Here is a 16,774-nt window from a genome sequence, read left to right on the forward strand (position 1 = left end):
CCCGCCTGCCCCGCGAAGGGGAGAGCCCCGCCCGACACGCCCGGCGTGTCGCGGCGGGGCTCTCCCCTTCGTCGTCGGGGTGGCCGGAGTCGGCGAGGATGGGGGCATGACGGACGACGCAGCCTCTGTGGACCACCGGCCCGAGGAGATCCTCGCCTTCTGGGAGATCGCCCGGGTGCGCGCCGGCGTGGTCCGGCTCGTGTCGGTCACGGGGCCCGACGTCCACGGCACGCTCGTGCCGCCGACGTGGTCGTTCGGGGACAACCCGGCGCTCGCGGACTCGCTGCTGGCGGCGGTGCTCGACGGCGAGAAGACGGGCACCTCCACCGCGCTCGCCGAGCTCCGGCACGGGGACGAGCCGATGCCGGTCCGCGGCGACCTGTCGATCATCGTGGACTCGGCGGGGCACCCCGCGGCCCTCATCCGCACCACGGCGGTCGAGACGGTGCGGTTCGACGAGGTCGACGAGGAGTTCGCGGCCTCCGAGGGCGAGGACGACCGGAGCCTCGCCTCGTGGCGGGTCGAGCACGAGAAGTACTGGCGCCGGGTGCTGGAGCCGCTGGGGGAGCGGTTCTCGCCGGACATGCCGGTGGTCACCGAGCGGTTCGAGCTGCTCTACCCGCGGCCGTCCGACAGGTAAGACGACCGTCCCGCGACGTGGGACGGATCACTAGGGTGGAGAGCATGGCGCAGCAGATCAACCTGGCGGTCGTCGCGGGCGACGGCATCGGCACCGAGGTCGTGGAGCAGGGGCTGCTCGCGCTCGACGCGGCCCTGTCCGGCACCGGCACCACCGTGTCGACCACCGACTTCGACCTGGGCGCCCGCCGCTGGCACGCGACCGGCGAGACCCTCACCGACGAGGACCTGGCCGCGATCCGCACGCACGACGCGATCCTGCTCGGCGCGATCGGCGACCCGACCGTCCCGTCCGGCGTCCTGGAGCGCGGCCTGCTGCTGCGGCTGCGGTTCGCCCTGGACCACTACGTGAACCTGCGGCCCGCGAAGCTCTACCCGGGTGTGGCGTCGCCGCTGGCGGCCCCCGGCGACGTCGACTTCGTCGTCGTCCGGGAGGGCACCGAGGGCCCGTACGTCGGCAACGGCGGCGCGATCCGCGTCGGCACGCCGCACGAGATCGCCAACGAGGTGTCCGTGAACACCGCGTTCGGCGTCGAGCGGGTCGTCCGCGACGCGTTCGCCCGGGCTGCCGCGCGCCCCCGAAAGAAGCTGACCCTCGTGCACAAGCACAACGTCCTGGTGCACGCCGGCCACCTGTGGCGGCGGACGGTCGAGGCCGTGAACGCCGAGTTCCCCGACGTGACCGTCGACTACCTGCACGTCGACGCCGCCACGATCTTCCTGGTGACGGACCCGTCCCGGTTCGACGTGATCGTCACCGACAACCTGTTCGGTGACATCCTCACCGACCTGGCCGGCGCGATCGTCGGCGGCATCGGCCTGGCCGCGTCCGCGAACATCAACCCGGACCGCACGACGCCGAGCATGTTCGAGCCCGTGCACGGCTCCGCCCCGGACATCGCAGGCCAGGGCAAGGCCGACCCGACCGCCACCGTGCTGTCGGTCGCGCTGCTGCTCGACCACCTGGGCCAGACCGAGGCCGCCGCCCGCGTCGAGGCGGCCGTCGCCGCGGACGTCCTCGAGCGCGCCGGCCGAGTACGGTCGACGGCCGAGGTGGGCAAGGACCTCGCCGCGCGCATCGCCGGCTGAGCGACCCCGCGCCCGCCCCTCGCCGCACCCGCGGTCGAGGGGCGCAGGCGTGCCCATCCGGCCGTCGCCCCAGGTACCGTCAGATCAGACTCCTGGTGAAAGGCCGCAGACTCATGAGCATCTCCGACACGACCGACCTCGGCTCCGCCTTCGAGGTCCACCGCACCGACAGCCCCACGCCCGACGCCGAGCGGGAGTCGCTGCTGGCCACGCCGAAGTTCGGCACCGTCTTCACCGACCACATGGCCCGCGTCACCTGGACGCAGGGCCTCGGCTGGCACGACCGCCGCGTCGAGAAGTACGGCCCGCTGCTGCTCGACCCCGCCACGGCGGTGCTGCACTACGCCCAGGAGATCTTCGAGGGCCTGAAGGCGTACCGGCACGAGGACGGGTCCGTGTGGACGTTCCGGCCGTGGGCGAACGCCGAGCGGCTGCAGCGTTCCGCGCGCCGCCTGGCGCTCCCGGAGCTGTCGACCGAGGACTTCCTCGGCTCCGTGACGGCCCTGGTCCGCACCGACGTCGCGTGGGTGCCGTCGGGCGAGGAGACGAGCCTGTACCTGCGGCCGTTCATGTACGCCTCGGAGGCCTTCCTCGGCGTGCGGCCCAGCCAGCAGGCGGAGTACCTGGTCATCGCGTCGCCGGTGGGCTCGTACTTCGCGGGCGGCGTGCAGCCGGTGTCGATCTGGGTCTCGGAGGACTACCACCGCGCCGGCGCCGGGGGGATGGGCGCCGCCAAGACCGGGGGCAACTACGCCGCGAGCCTGCTCCCGCAGCAGGAGGCCTACGCCCGCGGGTGCGAGCAGGTGTGCTTCCTGGACGCGAGCACGAACACGCTGCTCGAGGAGCTCGGCGGCATGAACGTCTTCGTCATCGGGGCCGACGGCTCGGTGTCGACGCCGCGGCTGTCCGGGACGATCCTCGAGGGCGTCACCCGTTCCTCGATCCTGCAGCTGCTGAGCGAGGACGGCCGGGAGATCCGCGAGCGGGACATCCCGCTGGCCGAGCTGCTGGCCGGCCTGCGCGACGGCAGCGTCGCCGAGGTGTTCGCCTGCGGGACGGCCGCCGTCGTGACGCCCATCGGCCGGCTCGCGGGCACGGACTTCGACGAGACGGTCGGCGACGGCAGCGCCGGGACGGTGACGGCCAGCATCCGGCAGCGCCTCACGGACATCCAGTACGGCCGCGCCGCCGACCCGAACGGCTGGATGTACCGCCTGGCGTGAGCGGGTCCCGCGTCCGCCGAGGTCGGCACTGCGCGGTCGAGGTCGGCAGCTCGAGCTGCCGACCTCGGCCGCCGGCTGCCGATCTCGGCGGGGGTGCGGGCGCGCGGTCCGGAGCGTGGACGGGGCTGACGGGTCGCGTGGCGTGTGTCACGATGTGCGCATGACCGACCGTCACCCGATCGTCATCGCCTAGCGCGTCCGCCCACCACCGCGGACGCGCCGACCTCCCGATCCCGGGGGGTCTTTTTGTTGCTGTGCCTCCCACGCCCCGGCACCTCGACCCTCGCCACCTCGCCGAGAGAAGCACGACCGTGACCCCTGAGTCCCGCGACGACGCCCCCGCCACGCTGCCCCGCGGCGGCGCGGCCCACCCCGCCTCCGACGGTCCCGCCGCGTTCGACGTCTACGACACGACGCTGCGCGACGGCGCCCAGCAGGAGGGCATGAACCTGTCGGTCGCCGACAAGCTCGCGATCGCGCCCCTGCTGGACGAGCTGGGCGTGGGGTACATCGAGGGCGGCTGGCCGGGCGCGATCCCGAAGGACACGGAGTTCTTCGCGCGGGCGGCCAAGGAGCTCGACCTGCGGCACGCGGTGCTCGCGGCGTTCGGCGCGACCCGCAAGCCGGGCGTGCGGGCGTGGGACGACCCGCAGCTGCGGGCGCTGCTCGACTCCGAGGCGCCGGTCGTCACGCTGGTCGCCAAGAGCGACTCCCGGCACGTCGAGCGGGCGCTGCGCACGACCGGGCCGGAGAACCTCGCGATGGTCGCGGACTCGGTGCGGCTGCTGGCCCAGGAGGGCCGGCGCGTGGTGGTCGACGCGGAGCACTTCTTCGACGGCTTCCGGCACGACCCCGCGTACGCGCGTGACGTCGTGCTCGCGGCGGTCGAGGCGGGGGCGGAGACCGTCGTGCTGTGCGACACCAACGGCGGGATGCTGCCCGCCGGCGTCGCGGAGGTGGTCCGTGACCTGCGGGCCGCGCTCGGGACCGCGGGCGCCCTGACCCGGCTCGGCGTGCACGCCCACAACGACTCCGGCTGCGCCGTCGCGAACAGCCTGGCGGCGGTCGAGGCGGGCGCCGTGCACGTGCAGGGCACCGTCAACGGCTACGGCGAGCGCACCGGCAACGCGGACCTGCTGGCCGTCGTCGCCAACCTGGAGCTCAAGACCGGCCGGAGCGTGCTCGTCCCGCCCGACGACGGCTCCGGCGGGCTCGCGGGGATGACCCGGATCGCGCACCAGATCAGCGAGATCACCAACATCGCGCCGTTCGCCCGGCAGCCGTACGTCGGCGTGAGCGCGTTCGCGCACAAGGCCGGCCTGCACGCCTCGGCGATCCGCGTCGACCCCGACCTCTACCAGCACATCGACCCGCAGGCGGTCGGCAACGGCATGCGGATGCTGGTCTCCGAGATGGCCGGTCGCGCGTCGGTGGAGCTCAAGGGGCGCGAGCTGGGCTTCGACCTCGCCGGGCAGGACGACGTGCTGACCCGGGTCACCAACCGGATCAAGGACGCCGAGGCGCAGGGCTACACCTACGACGCGGCCGACGCCTCGTTCGAGCTGCTGCTCGCCGAGGAGGTCGACGGCGCCCGCCCCGCGTACTTCCGGGTCGAGAGCTGGCGGACCATCGTCGAGCGCGCGGGCTCCCGCGGTACCCCCGCCACCGCGGAGGCCACCGTGAAGCTGCACGCCGGCGGCGAGCGCGTCGTCGCGACCGGGGAGGGCAACGGCCCGGTGAACGCCCTGGACCACGCCCTGCGCCTCGCGCTGCAGCGGGTGTACCCGGAGCTCGCCGAGTTCGAGCTGATCGACTTTAAGGTCCGCATCCTCGACGCGATGCACGGCACCGACGCTGTCACGCGCGTGCTCATCGAGACCACCGACGGCCAGACCGCCTGGAGCACCGTCGGGGTGGGGCCGAACCTCATCGAGGCGTCGTGGGAGGCGCTGACGGACTCGGCGATCTGGGGCCTGCGGAACCGGGGGGTCGTGCCGCGCTGAGGCGCTGACCCGCGGGGACGTCGCGCCGTCGGTATCGTCCGACCCGGGCGAGCCGCGGCGCACCAGGCGCCGGGGCGTGGCGACGGGGGGACCCGCGTGCTGTTCAACGACACCGTGCTGGGCATCGTGGGGATGAACGTCCTCGCCGTCGTGCTGGTCCTGGCGCGGGCCCCGCTGTTCCGCACCCGCCTGTACCGGCCGATGCTGCTCAACGTCGCGCTGTCCGTCGCGCCCGTGGTCGTCCTGGGCGTGGGGGTCCTGCTGGTCGCGGTCGTGCTCGCCGCCGGTCTGCCGGTGCCGGTCGCCGCCGCGCTCGAGGTCGTGGTCGTGCTGGTCTGGCTGCTGCTCCTGCCCAACGCCGGCTACCTGGTCACGGAGCTCAACCTGTCGCACCGGCGGCCGGGGGAGCGGGTGCCCGAGTGGTACGACGTGCTCCTCGTGCTGTCGCTGGCGATGTCCGGCGTGCTCAACATGCTGTTCAACGTGCTCCTCGTGCAGCTCGCGTACGCCGCGCTCCGGTTCAACGAGGTGCGTGCGCTGGAGGGGACCGAGGTGCGGGTGCTGGTGGTCGTCGTGCTGGTGCTGGCGGCCTTCGGCATCTACCTCGGCAGGAACATCCGCGTGAACACCTGGGACGTGCTGCACCCGTGGTCGCTCGCGGCGAAGGTGGTGCGGCACCTGCGCGAGCCCGGGCGGGCCGCCTCCGCGGCGGGGTTCACGCTGGTGGCCGGGGTGTTCTTCGGGCTGATGTACCTGGTGGTGATCGGGCCGCTGGTGCGCGGCGTCCTCCTGCTGGAGGCGTGAGGAGCGCCCCGTCGGGCCCATAGTGCTATTGGCTAGACGCCTTCTGTCATGCCAGTATGCATAAGTACTGTCCGGCTCACTGGGGAGCGAACATGCTGACTCCACGAACGGCGCGCCGTCGCGCCGTCGGTCTGGCCGCCGTCGCCGGCGTCCTGGCCACGACCGCCTGCGCGGGCGGTGATCTCGGCGGGCCGGACGACCGGCTCGTCGTGTGGACCATGGAGACGCAGGAGCCGCGGATCGCGGTCCAGCGCGAGATCGACGAGGCGTTCACCGCGGCCACCGGCATCGAGGTGGAGCTCGTGCCCGTGGAGGAGTCGCAGACCGTCCAGCTGATCCAGTCCGCGGCGCTGTCCGGCGAGCTGCCGGACGTCGTGTCGCTGCTCAGCCTCTCCTTCGTCCGGCAGCTCGCCGGCCAGGAGCTCGTCGACACCGCCGCCAACGCCGAGGTCGTCGAGGCCCTGGGGGAGGAGACGTTCGCCGAGGCGGCGCTCGCGCTGTCCCGCGACGGCGACGTGCAGGTCGGCGTCCCGTCCGACGCGTGGTCGCAGATCCTCGTCTACCGGACCGACCTGTTCGAGGAGGCCGGCCTGGAGCCGCCCACCACCTTCGAGGCGCTGGAGACGGCGGCGCGGGAGCTGACCACCGACGGGCGGTTCGGCATCTCGCTCGCCACCGACGCCGCCGACGTGTTCACCTCGCAGACCTTCGAGTCCCTCGCGCTGGGCAACGGCTGCGAGCTCGTCGACGACGACGGCGAGGCCGCGCTGGAGTCGCCCGCCTGCCAGGCGACCTGGGAGCTCTACGAGGCGCTCGCCTCCGACTACTCCCCGGCGGGCACGCAGAGCGTCGACTCGACGCGCGCCACCTACTTCGCAGGCCAGTCGGCGATGGTGATGTGGTCCACGTTCCTGCTCGACGAGCTCGCCGGGCTGCGGAACGACGCCCTGCCGACGTGCCCGGAGTGCCTGGACGACCCGGGGTTCCTGGCCGCGAACAGCGGGGTGATCACGACGGTCGCCGGCCCGGACACCGACGACCCCGGCTCGTACGGCGAGGTGCAGAACTTCGCCGTGATGGACGACGCCGACACCGACCTCGCTCAGCAGTACATCGAGTTCGTCATGGACGAGGGGTACGAGGACTGGATGCGCCAGGCACCCGAGGGCAAGATCCCCGTCCGGACCGGCACCCCGGAGGACCCGGACCGGTTCAGCGCGGCGTGGGACACCCTCGAGATGGGCGTCGACGCCAAGGCACCCATGGCCGAGGTCTACGGACCCGAGGTGGTCGCGACCATCGCGGCGGCACCGACCACGCTCGACCGGTGGGCCATCACCTCCGGCCACGGCGCGCTGCTCGGTCCCGTCACCACCCAGCTCCCGATCCCGAAGGCGATCTCGGACCTGGCCGCCGGCGCGCTCGACGCCGAGGGCGCGGCGCGGCAGGCCGACCAGGCCGTCGCCGACATCGCGGCAGGCCTGTCGTGACCGCGCTGCAGGCACGGCCGACCGGCACGCCGGCGGCGGAACGGCCCCAGCAGCGGGCGGCGCGCCGCAGGGCGCACCTCGAGGGCATCGGCCTGGTGCTGCCGGCCTCGATCATCATCGGCGTCACCATCGTGGTCCCGATCATCTGGAACCTGGTGCTGTCGTTCCAGGACGTCTCGCTCACCACGCTGCGCCGCGGCGAGCTGTTCGGCACGTTCACGCTGCAGAACTACGTCGACGTGCTGACGTCGACGGGGTTCTGGCGCTCGCTGTGGACCACCGTCGTCTACTCCGTGTGCACCACGGCGGGCTCCATCGCGCTCGGGCTGGCGGCGGCGCTCGCGCTGCGCAGCAGGTTCCGCGGCCGCGGCGTGGTCCGGGCGCTCCTGCTGCTGCCGTACGTCGCGCCGGTCGTGGCGATGACGTTCGTCTGGCAGATGATGCTCAACCCGCAGTTCGGCATCGTGAACATCTGGGGCACCGACCTGCTGGGCTGGGACCAGCCGATCGACTTCCTCGGCCGGGCGCCGTACGCGCTCGCGACGGTCATCGCGTTCGAGATCTGGCGGTACTTCCCGTTCGCCCTGATCTTCATCGCGGCGCGGATGACGGCCCTGCCGAAGGACATCGACGAGGCCGCCGTGCTCGACGGCGCCACGCCCACCCAGACGTTCCGCTACGTCACGCTCCCGCAGCTCATGCCGGTGCTGGCGCTGCTGTCCGTGCTGCGCCTGATCATGACGTTCAACAAGTTCGACGACGTGTACCTGCTCACCGGCGGTGCCGCGGGCACCGAGGTCGCGGCCGTCCGGGTCTACAACCAGCTCGTCGGGTCGTTCGACATCGGCGGCGGGGCGACCACGGCGATGGTCCTCGCGATCGTCCTGGGCGCGCTGCTCGCGGCCTACTTCGTCCTCGTCGGCCGGAAGGAGACCCAGCCGTGAACCGCCTCGCCGTCGAGCGTCGCGTGCTCGCCGTCGCACGCCCCGTCCTGATCACGCTCCTGCTGATCGCCGCGGTGTTCCCGTTCTACTACATGGTCCTGCTCAGCTTCGTGCCGATCGAAGAGCTGCTGCGGCAGCCCGACCGGCTGGTGATCCCGCCCGACCAGCTCACCTTCGACACCTACCGGCAGGTGCTGGCGCCGCAGTCCGAGGGGGGTCAGGGGTTCGCCGGGTTCATGGGCAACTCCGCCCTGGTGGCGGTCGTGACGGCGGCGGTGACGATGCTGCTGGTGATCCCCGGCTCGTACGCGGTGTCCCGGCTGCGCTTCGTCGGGCGCCGGCACCTGTCGTCGCTGTTCCTGGTCGTGTACATGTTCCCGGCGATCATCATCGCGATCCCGCTGTTCGTGGCGTTTTCCCGCATGGGGATCCGCGAGTCGCTGGTCGGCCTGATCATCGTCTACGTGGCGCTCAACATCCCGGTGTCGATCCACATGCTGCGCAACTACTTCGACACGATCCCCGTGTCGATCGACGAGGCGGCGCGCGTGGACGGCGCGAGCCGGCTGCAGACGATGCGGCTCATCACCGTGCCGCTGGCGATGCCGACCATCATGTCGACGCTGCTGTACGTGTTCATGATCGCCTGGAACGAGTTCCTGTTCGCGCTGCTGTTCCTCACCGCGAAGCGCGACCTCTGGACCGTCTCCCTCGGGCTGTCGCAGCTGTCGAACGGCGTGGAGGTGCCCAAGACGGTGCTGATGGCCGGCTCGGTGCTGCTCACGATCCCGATCGTGCTGCTGTACGCGCTCGCCGAGCGGAAGCTCACCGACGGTCTGGCGGCCGGCGCCGACAAGGGCTGACGCCCGACGACGAGAAGGACTGGCGCCCGTGCCGACGACGACGCGGTCAGCCGCCCAGCCGGCGGTTGACCGCGTCCGCCGCGAACTCCCGGTCGACGAGCATCCGCGCGAGCCCCGCCACGCCGGCGTCCTCGCCGAGGCGGGCGAGCCGCATGTCGAGGTGGCGCGTGGCCCGGGGCAGGGAGAGCGGGTAGACCGTCTCCCGCACCCCCGTCAGCAGCGCGGCGGACGCCAGGTCGCCGCCGAGCACGACGGTGCTCGGGTTGAGCAGCGAGACGACGGTCGCGAGCACCCGGCCGATCGTCCGGCCCGCGGCGCGGGTGGCCTCGGTGGCGTCGGCGTCACCGCGCTCGAGCAGCGCCTGCACGTCGCGGCCGGACGCCGTCTCGTGCCCCAGCGCCTGCAGCTCACGGGCGACGGCCCTGCCGGAGGCGACGGCGGCGAGGCAGCCCCGCGCCCCGCACTGGCAGAGCGCGTCCTCGTGGCCGGCGATCTTCACGTGCCCGATGTCCCCGGCGCCGCCGTCCGCACCGGGGTAGACCGCCCCGGCGAGCACGATGCCGACGCCGATGCCCGTCGACACCTTGACGTAGCAGAGGGCCGGCACCGGGGCACCGGCGGCGTGCTCGCCGACCGCCTCCGCGTCGGCGTCGTTCGCGACGAGCACGGGTGCGCCGAGGGCGTCGCCGAGCACGTCCGCGACGGGGTACCCGTCCCACCCGGGCATGATCGGCGGCTGGGACGGCCTGCTCGTGGCCGGGTCCACCGGCCCGGGCACGCTGATCCCCACGCCGGCGAGCTGCGTGGTGCCGGCCTCCCCGAGCAGGTCCCGGACGAGGTCGCCGACCACGGCGAGCGTGCGCTCCGGCCCGTCCGCGACCGCCACGTCCGCCGCGCCGCGGGCGAGCACCGTGCCGGCCAGGTCGGTGACCGCCGCGCGCGTGTGCCGGGTCGCCACGGTGACCGCGACGAGGTGCGCGTGCGCGTCGTTGAACAGGAGGCGGCGCGGCCGGCGGCCACCGGTGGCCCGGTCGGTGCCGCTCTCGACGACCAGGCCGGTCTCGAGCAGGCGGTCCACCCGCTGGGCGACGGTCATCCGCGACAGGCCCGTGAGCTCGAGGACGTCGCCCCGGGTCACAGCCTGCCCGCTGCGGATGAGCGCGAGCACGTCTCCCACTCCTGGTGCCACCGGCCGTCCTTTCCTTCTGCCCAGCGAATGTGCTTAACTCCTGTACACCATAAGTCTATCCATTAGCCCGATGTTGCCGACGCTGTCGGCACAGCGGACGTGGTGGTCAGACTGCACCATCCCCCGGCGGAAAAGGACCAGCGTCGTGCCTGAAGTCGTCCAGTTCACCTCTCCGGGCAGGGTGGAGCTCGTCTCCTGCCCCGCCGAGCCGCTGCGGGAGGACGCCGTCCGGGTGCGGACCTGGTACTCCGGCGTCTCCGCCGGCACCGAGCTGACCGCCTACCGCGGCTCCAACCCCTACCTGACGCGGTCGTGGGACGCGGACCGCCGGCTGTTCACGGACGGGGAGCCGACGTTCGGCTACCCCGTGGTCGGCTGGGGCTACTCCGAGGTCGGCCAGGTGGTGGAGGTCGGCGCGCTCGTCCAGGACCTCGCCGTGGGCGACGTCGTCCACGGGATCTGGGGCCACCGCTCCGAGGCGGTCCTGCCCGCGGCGGCGCTCGCGGGTCGCACGCTGCCCGCGGGGGTGGACCCGGTGGTCGGCGTCTTCGCGCGCGTCGGCTCCATCGCGCTGAACGGCCTGCTCGCCGCGGGCACCCGGCTCGGGGAGGACGTCGCGGTGTTCGGCCAGGGCGTCATCGGGCTGCTCGCCACCCGGCTGGCGGTGCTCTCGGGGGCGCGGGTGCTCGCGGTGGACGCCCAGCCCCGCCGGCTGGCCGCCGCCGGCGAGCTCGGTGCCCACGACCTCGTCCCCGCGGACGTCCCGGGCGGTGCGGGGGCCGCGGTCCGCGAGCTCACCGGCGGCGGCGCGGACGCGGCGATCGAGCTGAGCGGCAGCACCGCGGCGCTGCACGAGGCGATCCGGTCCGTCGTGGTCACCGGCACCGTCGCGGCGTCCGGCTTCTACCAGGGCGGCGCGGACGCCCTGCGCCTGGGCGAGGAGTTCCACCACAACCGCGTGCGGCTCGTCTCCAGCCAGATCTCGGGGGCCCCGGCGGAGCTCGCGACGCGGTGGGACCAGCCGCGCCTCGTGCGGGTCTTCATGGACCAGGCCGTCCGCGGGGCGGTGGACGTGGCGTCGCTCGTGACGCACGTCGTGGACGCGGCCGACGTGGCGTCCGTGTTCGCCCTGCTCGACAGCGGGGACCCGACGGTGCTGCAGGCCGTCCTCCGGTTCGACGCCGCGGGGGAGGACCTCCGATGAGCGTGCACGACCACCGGCCGCGGTTCCCCGAGCGCCCTCTCGGCGTCGGGCTGCTGGGCTGCGGCCAGATCGCCCGCACCGCGCACCTGCCCGCCTACGCCGCGTACGGCGTCCCGGTGGTCGCCGCGTGCGACCGGCCGGGGAGAGCCGCCGACCTCGGCGCGGTGCTGCCTGCGGACGCGACGGCGTACGACGACGTCGAGCAGTTCCTCGCCGACCCGCGGGTGGAGGTCGTCGACATCGCGACCGGCCCGGTGGGACGGGTGGAGCTCGTCGAGCGGTGCCTCGCGGCCGGCAAGCACGTGCTCGCGCAGAAGCCCGTGGTCGCCACGCTCGACGACCTGGCCGTGCTGGAGGACGTCGCCGCGCGGGCCGCCGGGAGCGGGCAGCGGGTCGCGGTGAACCAGAACGGCCGGTGGGCGCCCGCCTGGCGCGTGACCACCCAGCTGATCCGGTCGGGCGCGGTCGGCGACGTCGTCGGCGTCACCCACCTGCACGACAAGCCGCTGCCGCCGATCGCGGGGACGCCGTTCGACGACCTCGACCACATGCTGCTCGCCGACTACCTGGTGCACTGGTTCGACATCACACGGTGCTGGCTCGAGGGTGCGCGCGTCGAGACCGTCATGGCCCAGGACTCCCGGGTCCCGGGCCAGCCGGCGGACGCCCGCAACCCGTGGCACGCCTCGGTGCACGTCGGCACCGCCGGCGGTGCGAGCGCGTCGATCCGCGTGGTCGGCGACGCCCGCACGCGGGACGGCGGGTGCCCGTTCTGGGTGCACGGCACCCGCGGGACCATCCGCGGCAGCATCCTGCTCGGTTCCGACCGGGTGGCGCTCGAGGCCGACGGGACGACGACCACCTACGCCCTGGACGGCCAGTGGTTCGTCGACGGCTTCGCCGGCGCGATGGGCGAGCTGCAGTGCGCGGTCGTGGAGGGGCGCGAGCCCGAGAACGGCGTCGCGCACGTCGCCGGGTCGGTGCGGCTCGGTGCCGCCGCCCTCGCGGCGGTGCGCGCGGGCACGCCCGTCACGGGGCTCGGCCTGGACCTGCCAGGGGTGCCGCGGTGAGGGCCGTCGGCACGGTCGCGTCCCCGCGCGCGCGGATCTACACCGAGGGCTGGCAGAGCTGGAGCCCGACCGGCTGGTGGACCCCGGACCGTCCCTGGCCCGCGCCGCCCGCGCACGACGTGGAGGCGGCGATGCGCCGCCGGCCCGGCCGGCCGGTGCCCGACGGCGTCCTGCGCGGGGAGGGGCTCGTCGTGGTCGACCCCGGCGACGGCGGGCCGGTGCGCGTGTACGGCGCGACGGACCCGGAGGGCGAGGTGCCGTCCCTGGACGTGCACGTCGAGCCCGGGCACGTCACGGTGCACGCCGACGGCCCGGTCGCGGTCGCCGAGGCACGGGACGTCGCCGCCGCGTTCGCGGGCTTCGCGGACGCGTGGGCCCCGGCCGCCGGGGTGGCCGCCCCGCGGCCGCCGGCACCGCGGGTGTGGTGCTCCTGGTACCAGTACTTCGAGGACGTCACCGCGGCCGACGTGGCCGAGAACGTCCGCGCGCTGGACGAGCACGAGCTGCCGGTGGACGTGGTGCAGCTGGACGACGGCTGGCTCCGCAGCACCGGCGAGCGCCTGGCCCCGCGGCCCGAGTTCGGCCCGGTGGCCGACCTCGTCGCCGAGATCCGGGCCTCCGGGCGGGAGACCGGCGTCTGGCTCGCGCCGTTCGTGGTCGGCGCGGGCAGCACGGTCGCGCGGGAGCACCCGGAGTGGCTGGTCGGCGACGCCGGGTTCAACTGGGGCGACCGGCTCGTCGGGCTCGACCTGACGCACCCCGGCGTCCGGGGCCTCCTCACCGCCGCGGCCGAGCGGGTCCGTGACCTCGGGGTCCGGTACGTCAAGGCCGACTTCCTCTACGCCGGCGCCGTCCCGGGCGCGCGGCACGACCGGGCCGCCTCCGGGACCGAGGCCTACCGGTCGGGGCTCCGGCTGCTGCGCGAGCTGCTCGGGCCGGACGTGTACCTCGTGGGGTGCGGCGCGCCGATCCTGCCGAGCGTCGGCCTGGTCGACGCCATGCGCGTCTCGCCCGACACGTTCCACGAGGGCGCCGAGGACGGCTCCGCCGGACTGCGCGGCCGGGCACCGCTGGAGGCGCGCGCCTGGCAGCACGGGCGGCTGTGGGCCAACGACCCCGACTGCGCCGTGCTGCGGCCGCAGTTCGCGCTCCGGGAGGAGTGGGACCGGGTCGTCACGCGGTTCGGCGGGCTGCGCTCGTTCTCCGACCGCGTGGCCGGGCTCGACGAGTGGGGACTGGCCGCTGCGCGCCGGCTGCTGACCGACGACCCGCCCGCGGGTCCGTTCCCGGACGACGTGGTGCTCGCGGCGGTGCCGCGGTGACGGCCGTGTGGCCCCGTCGCGCGCCCGGGGCGCCCGGCGTCGACCGGCCCGCCTTCGACCGACCTGCCTTCGACCGGCCTGCCTTCGAACGGCCCGCGCTCGACGAGGCGTTGCGCCCGCTGCTCGACCCGCTGTACGGGGACGACGCCCCGCGCGTCCGGGCGGACCTGCTCGACCTCGCGGAGCGGTGGTCGGAGCGCCTGCCGCACCGGGAGGCCCGGTTGCCGGACCAGTCCACGGCGTACCTCATCACCTACGCCGACGCCGTGCAGCGCGCGGGGGAGCCGCCGCTGCAGACGCTGCGCCACGTGCTCGACGAGCACGTCGGGTCCGCGATCACCGACGTGCACCTGCTGCCGGTCTACCCGTGGACGTCCGACGACGGGTTCGCGGTGGTCGACCACCGGCAGATCGACCCGGCCCTGGGGACGTGGCGGGACGTGGAGGCGCTCGCGGGCGACCGGCGCGTCATGCTGGACCTCGTGGCGAACCACATGTCCGCGAGCAGCCCGTCGTTCACCGGGTGGCTGGCGGGCGACCCCGAGCTCGCGGGCTACTTCATCGAGCGGGACCCCGCGTTCGACGACGCGCGGGTGGTGCGCCCGAGGACCAGCCCGCTGCACCACCGCTACCGGCGCGGCGACGGCCCCGGCGAGGTCGAGGCGTGGACGACGTTCGGCCCCGACCAGGTCGACGTCGACGTCCGTGAGCCCCGCGTGCTGCTCGACCTGACCGACGTGCTGCTCGGCTACGTCGCGCACGGCGCCCGCACCATCCGGCTCGACGCGATCGGCTTCCTCTGGAAGGAGTCCGGGACCACCTGCCTGCACCTGCCGCAGACGCACGCCGTCATCAAGGCGTGGCGGGCGGTCCTCGACCACGTCGCGCCCGGCACGCTGGTGCTGACCGAGACGAACGTGCCGCACGCGGAGAACGTGTCCTACTTCGGCGACGGCGGGGACGAGGCCCACCTCGTCTACCAGTTCGCCCTGCCCCCGCTGGTGCTGGACGCGTTCGTGCAGGGCCGGGCGGACGTGCTCGGCGCGTGGGCGGCCGGCGTCGGCGCCGTCAGCGGCACGGCGACGTGGTTCACCTTCCTGGCGAGCCACGACGGCATCGGCATGCGGCCCAGCGAGGGGCTGCTCGACGACGCCGCCCGCGACGCCCTCGCCCGGCGGGCCCTCGCGCACGGCGGGCGGGTGTCGATGGCCACCGACCCGGCCGGCCGGGAGCGGATGTACGAGCTCAACGTGGGGTTCCTGGACGCGCTCGCGGACCCCGGCGCCGCCGACCACGACGCGCAGGTCGTCACGCGGGGACTGGCGGCGCACAGCATCCTGCTCTCGCTGGCCGGGGTGCCGGCGGTCTACTACCACTCGCTGCTCGGCTCGCCGCAGGACGTCGCGGGCATGACGGCGTCCGGGATCGCGCGGCGGGTCAACCGCGCGCGGCTCGACGCGGACGAGCTCGACGCGGAGCTGCGGCGACCCGGCCGGCGGCGCGAGGTGTTCACCGGCCTGCGGCACATGCTCACCGTGCGGGCGGGCCAGTCGGGGTTCGACCCCTTCGCCCCGCAGGACGTGTCGGTCGTCGCCGGGCGCGCGCTGGTGGTCCGCCGCGCCGCGGGCACCCCCGAGGAGGTCGTGGCGGTGACGAACGTGTCGGGCGCACCCGTCACGCTGGACGGGTTCAGCGGGACGGACGTGCTCACGGGCACCGCGCACGTCGACCCGGTGCTGCCGCCCTACGGGTACGTGTGGCTGCGCCCGTGAAGGTCGTGATCGCGCTCGACTCGTTCAAGGGCAGCCTCGGCAGCGCGGAGGCGGGGGAGGCGGCCCGGGCCGGCGTGCTGCGGGCCGTGCCCGACGCCGACGTCCGCGTGCTGCCGGTCGCCGACGGCGGCGAGGGCACGATCGACGCGCTGCTGCGGGCGGTCCCCGGTCGCCGGGTCGTGGCACCGACGCTCGACGCGGTGGGGCGCCCCGTCCGGGCGGAGTACGTGCTGCTCGACGACGGGCCGACGGCGGTGGTCGAGTCGGCGGCGTGCGTCGGCCTGGCGCAGGCCGGCCCGGTCGACGCGGGGCTGCCGCCGCGGGCCGGGTCGGCGGGGGTCGGGCTGCTGCTGCGGCACGCGCTGGACGGCGGCGCCCGGCGGGTGGCGGTGACGCTCGGCGGGACGGCGTGCACGGACGGCGGGCTCGGGCTGCTCGTCGCGCTGGGCGCGCGGGTGCTGGACGACGCGGGCCGTCCGGTCGAGGCCGCGGCGGGCAACCCGCTCTGGCGGTTCGGGTCGCTCGACCCGGCCTCGCTGCCGGACCTCGGGGACGTGGAGCTGCTCGTGCTCACCGACGTGGACAACCCGCTGCACGGACCGCGCGGTGCGGCGCACGTGTTCGGGCCGCAGAAGGGGGCGACGCCCGACCAGGTGCGGCACCTCGACGAGCGGCTCGGCGCATGGGGTGCCGCGCTGGAGGCCGCTGGGCGTCCGGTCGCGGACCTGCCCGGCGCCGGCGCGGCCGGGGGGCTCGGAGCCGCGCTGCTCGCGATCGGCGCCCGGCGGGAGCCGGGGTTCGACTACGTGGCGCGGACGGTCGGGCTGCCGGCCGCCCTGGAGGGCGCCGACCTGGTGCTCACGGGGGAGGGCCGCCTCGACGCGCAGACCGCGCACGGCAAGGCGCCGGCGGGCGTCGCGGCGCTCGGGCGGGCGGCCGGCGCGGTCGTGGTCGCGCTCGCCGGCTCCGTCGAGGTGGGTTCGGGGGCGCCGTTCGACGCCGTGTTCGGCATCCACCCGGGGCCCCTGGCGCTCGAGGAGGCGATGGACCCGGCGGTCACCGCCGCCGCCCTCGCGCGCACGGCGGCGGAGGTCACGGCCCTGGTGGCTGCCCTCGCGCGGCGCGCCGCCCACCCCTAGCGTGGGGGTCGCCGCCCTGCCCG

At 74.6% G+C, this 16,774-nt stretch carries 14 protein-coding genes; 13 read left to right on the forward strand and 1 reads right to left on the reverse strand.

Annotation, left to right across the window (positions count from 1 at the left end; translation table 11 throughout):
* Positions 1-106: 106 nt before the first annotated feature.
* The 8 genes from KJP73_RS01865 to KJP73_RS01900 all read left to right on the forward strand — a co-directional run bounded on the left by KJP73_RS01865 (position 107) and on the right by KJP73_RS01900 (position 9,055).
* Complete coding sequence (locus KJP73_RS01865; RefSeq protein WP_213281060.1) at positions 107-640, forward strand: ASCH domain-containing protein; 534 nt, start codon at positions 107-109, stop codon at positions 638-640.
* 44 nt (positions 641-684) lie between these two features.
* Positions 685-1,728 carry a 3-isopropylmalate dehydrogenase gene (locus KJP73_RS01870; RefSeq protein ID WP_213281061.1) on the forward strand — a complete coding sequence of 348 codons (1,044 nt, stop codon included), beginning with the start codon at positions 685-687 and terminating at the stop codon, positions 1,726-1,728.
* Between the two features lie 113 nt (positions 1,729-1,841).
* On the forward strand, positions 1,842-2,951 hold the full coding sequence (locus KJP73_RS01875) for a branched-chain amino acid aminotransferase (RefSeq protein WP_213281062.1): 1,110 nt from the start codon (positions 1,842-1,844) through the stop codon (positions 2,949-2,951).
* A gap of 347 nt (positions 2,952-3,298) precedes the next feature.
* Positions 3,299-4,954, forward strand: coding sequence for a citramalate synthase (cimA, locus tag KJP73_RS01880; RefSeq protein ID WP_283770205.1), 1,656 nt, complete (start codon positions 3,299-3,301; stop codon positions 4,952-4,954).
* Between the two features lie 96 nt (positions 4,955-5,050).
* Positions 5,051-5,758, forward strand: coding sequence for a DUF1361 domain-containing protein (locus KJP73_RS01885; RefSeq protein ID WP_213281063.1), 708 nt, complete (start codon positions 5,051-5,053; stop codon positions 5,756-5,758).
* A 92-nt stretch (positions 5,759-5,850) separates the two neighbouring features.
* Positions 5,851-7,248 carry an ABC transporter substrate-binding protein gene (locus KJP73_RS01890; protein WP_213281064.1) on the forward strand — a complete coding sequence of 466 codons (1,398 nt, stop codon included), beginning with the start codon at positions 5,851-5,853 and terminating at the stop codon, positions 7,246-7,248.
* Positions 7,245-8,192: a carbohydrate ABC transporter permease gene (locus KJP73_RS01895; protein ID WP_249669016.1), complete on the forward strand. Its 948-nt coding sequence runs from the start codon at positions 7,245-7,247 to the stop codon at positions 8,190-8,192. The genes KJP73_RS01890 and KJP73_RS01895 overlap by 4 nt, the downstream gene beginning before the upstream one ends.
* Complete coding sequence (locus KJP73_RS01900; RefSeq protein ID WP_213281065.1) at positions 8,189-9,055, forward strand: carbohydrate ABC transporter permease; 867 nt, start codon at positions 8,189-8,191, stop codon at positions 9,053-9,055. Before KJP73_RS01895 ends, KJP73_RS01900 begins: the two co-directional genes overlap by 4 nt.
* A gap of 46 nt (positions 9,056-9,101) precedes the next feature.
* On the opposite strand, the gene KJP73_RS01905 is transcribed toward KJP73_RS01900, so the two are convergent.
* Complete coding sequence (locus KJP73_RS01905) at positions 9,102-10,244, reverse strand: ROK family transcriptional regulator (protein WP_213281066.1); 1,143 nt, start codon at positions 10,242-10,244, stop codon at positions 9,102-9,104.
* Between the two features lie 145 nt (positions 10,245-10,389).
* Here KJP73_RS01905 and KJP73_RS01910 point away from each other — a divergent pair, with 145 nt between their 5' ends.
* From KJP73_RS01910 to KJP73_RS01930, 5 genes are read left to right on the forward strand one after another with little or no spacing between them, the layout of a single operon-like run.
* Positions 10,390-11,448: a zinc-dependent alcohol dehydrogenase gene (locus KJP73_RS01910; RefSeq protein ID WP_213281067.1), complete on the forward strand. Its 1,059-nt coding sequence runs from the start codon at positions 10,390-10,392 to the stop codon at positions 11,446-11,448.
* On the forward strand, positions 11,445-12,518 hold the full coding sequence (locus tag KJP73_RS01915) for a Gfo/Idh/MocA family protein (RefSeq protein ID WP_213281068.1): 1,074 nt from the start codon (positions 11,445-11,447) through the stop codon (positions 12,516-12,518). The genes KJP73_RS01910 and KJP73_RS01915 overlap by 4 nt, the downstream gene beginning before the upstream one ends.
* Positions 12,515-13,840 (forward strand): glycoside hydrolase family 36 protein, encoded by a 1,326-nt coding sequence (locus KJP73_RS01920; RefSeq protein ID WP_213281069.1) that lies wholly within the window; start codon positions 12,515-12,517, stop codon positions 13,838-13,840. The genes KJP73_RS01915 and KJP73_RS01920 overlap by 4 nt, the downstream gene beginning before the upstream one ends.
* On the forward strand, positions 13,837-15,612 hold the full coding sequence (locus KJP73_RS01925; RefSeq protein ID WP_249669017.1) for an alpha-amylase family glycosyl hydrolase: 1,776 nt from the start codon (positions 13,837-13,839) through the stop codon (positions 15,610-15,612). The genes KJP73_RS01920 and KJP73_RS01925 overlap by 4 nt, the downstream gene beginning before the upstream one ends.
* Complete coding sequence (locus KJP73_RS01930) at positions 15,609-16,751, forward strand: glycerate kinase family protein (RefSeq protein ID WP_213281070.1); 1,143 nt, start codon at positions 15,609-15,611, stop codon at positions 16,749-16,751. Before KJP73_RS01925 ends, KJP73_RS01930 begins: the two co-directional genes overlap by 4 nt.
* The last annotated feature ends 23 nt before the right edge of the window (positions 16,752-16,774 follow it).

The organism is Cellulomonas hominis (assembly GCF_901521055.1).
Lineage (GTDB): Bacteria > Actinomycetota > Actinomycetes > Actinomycetales > Cellulomonadaceae > Cellulomonas > Cellulomonas endometrii.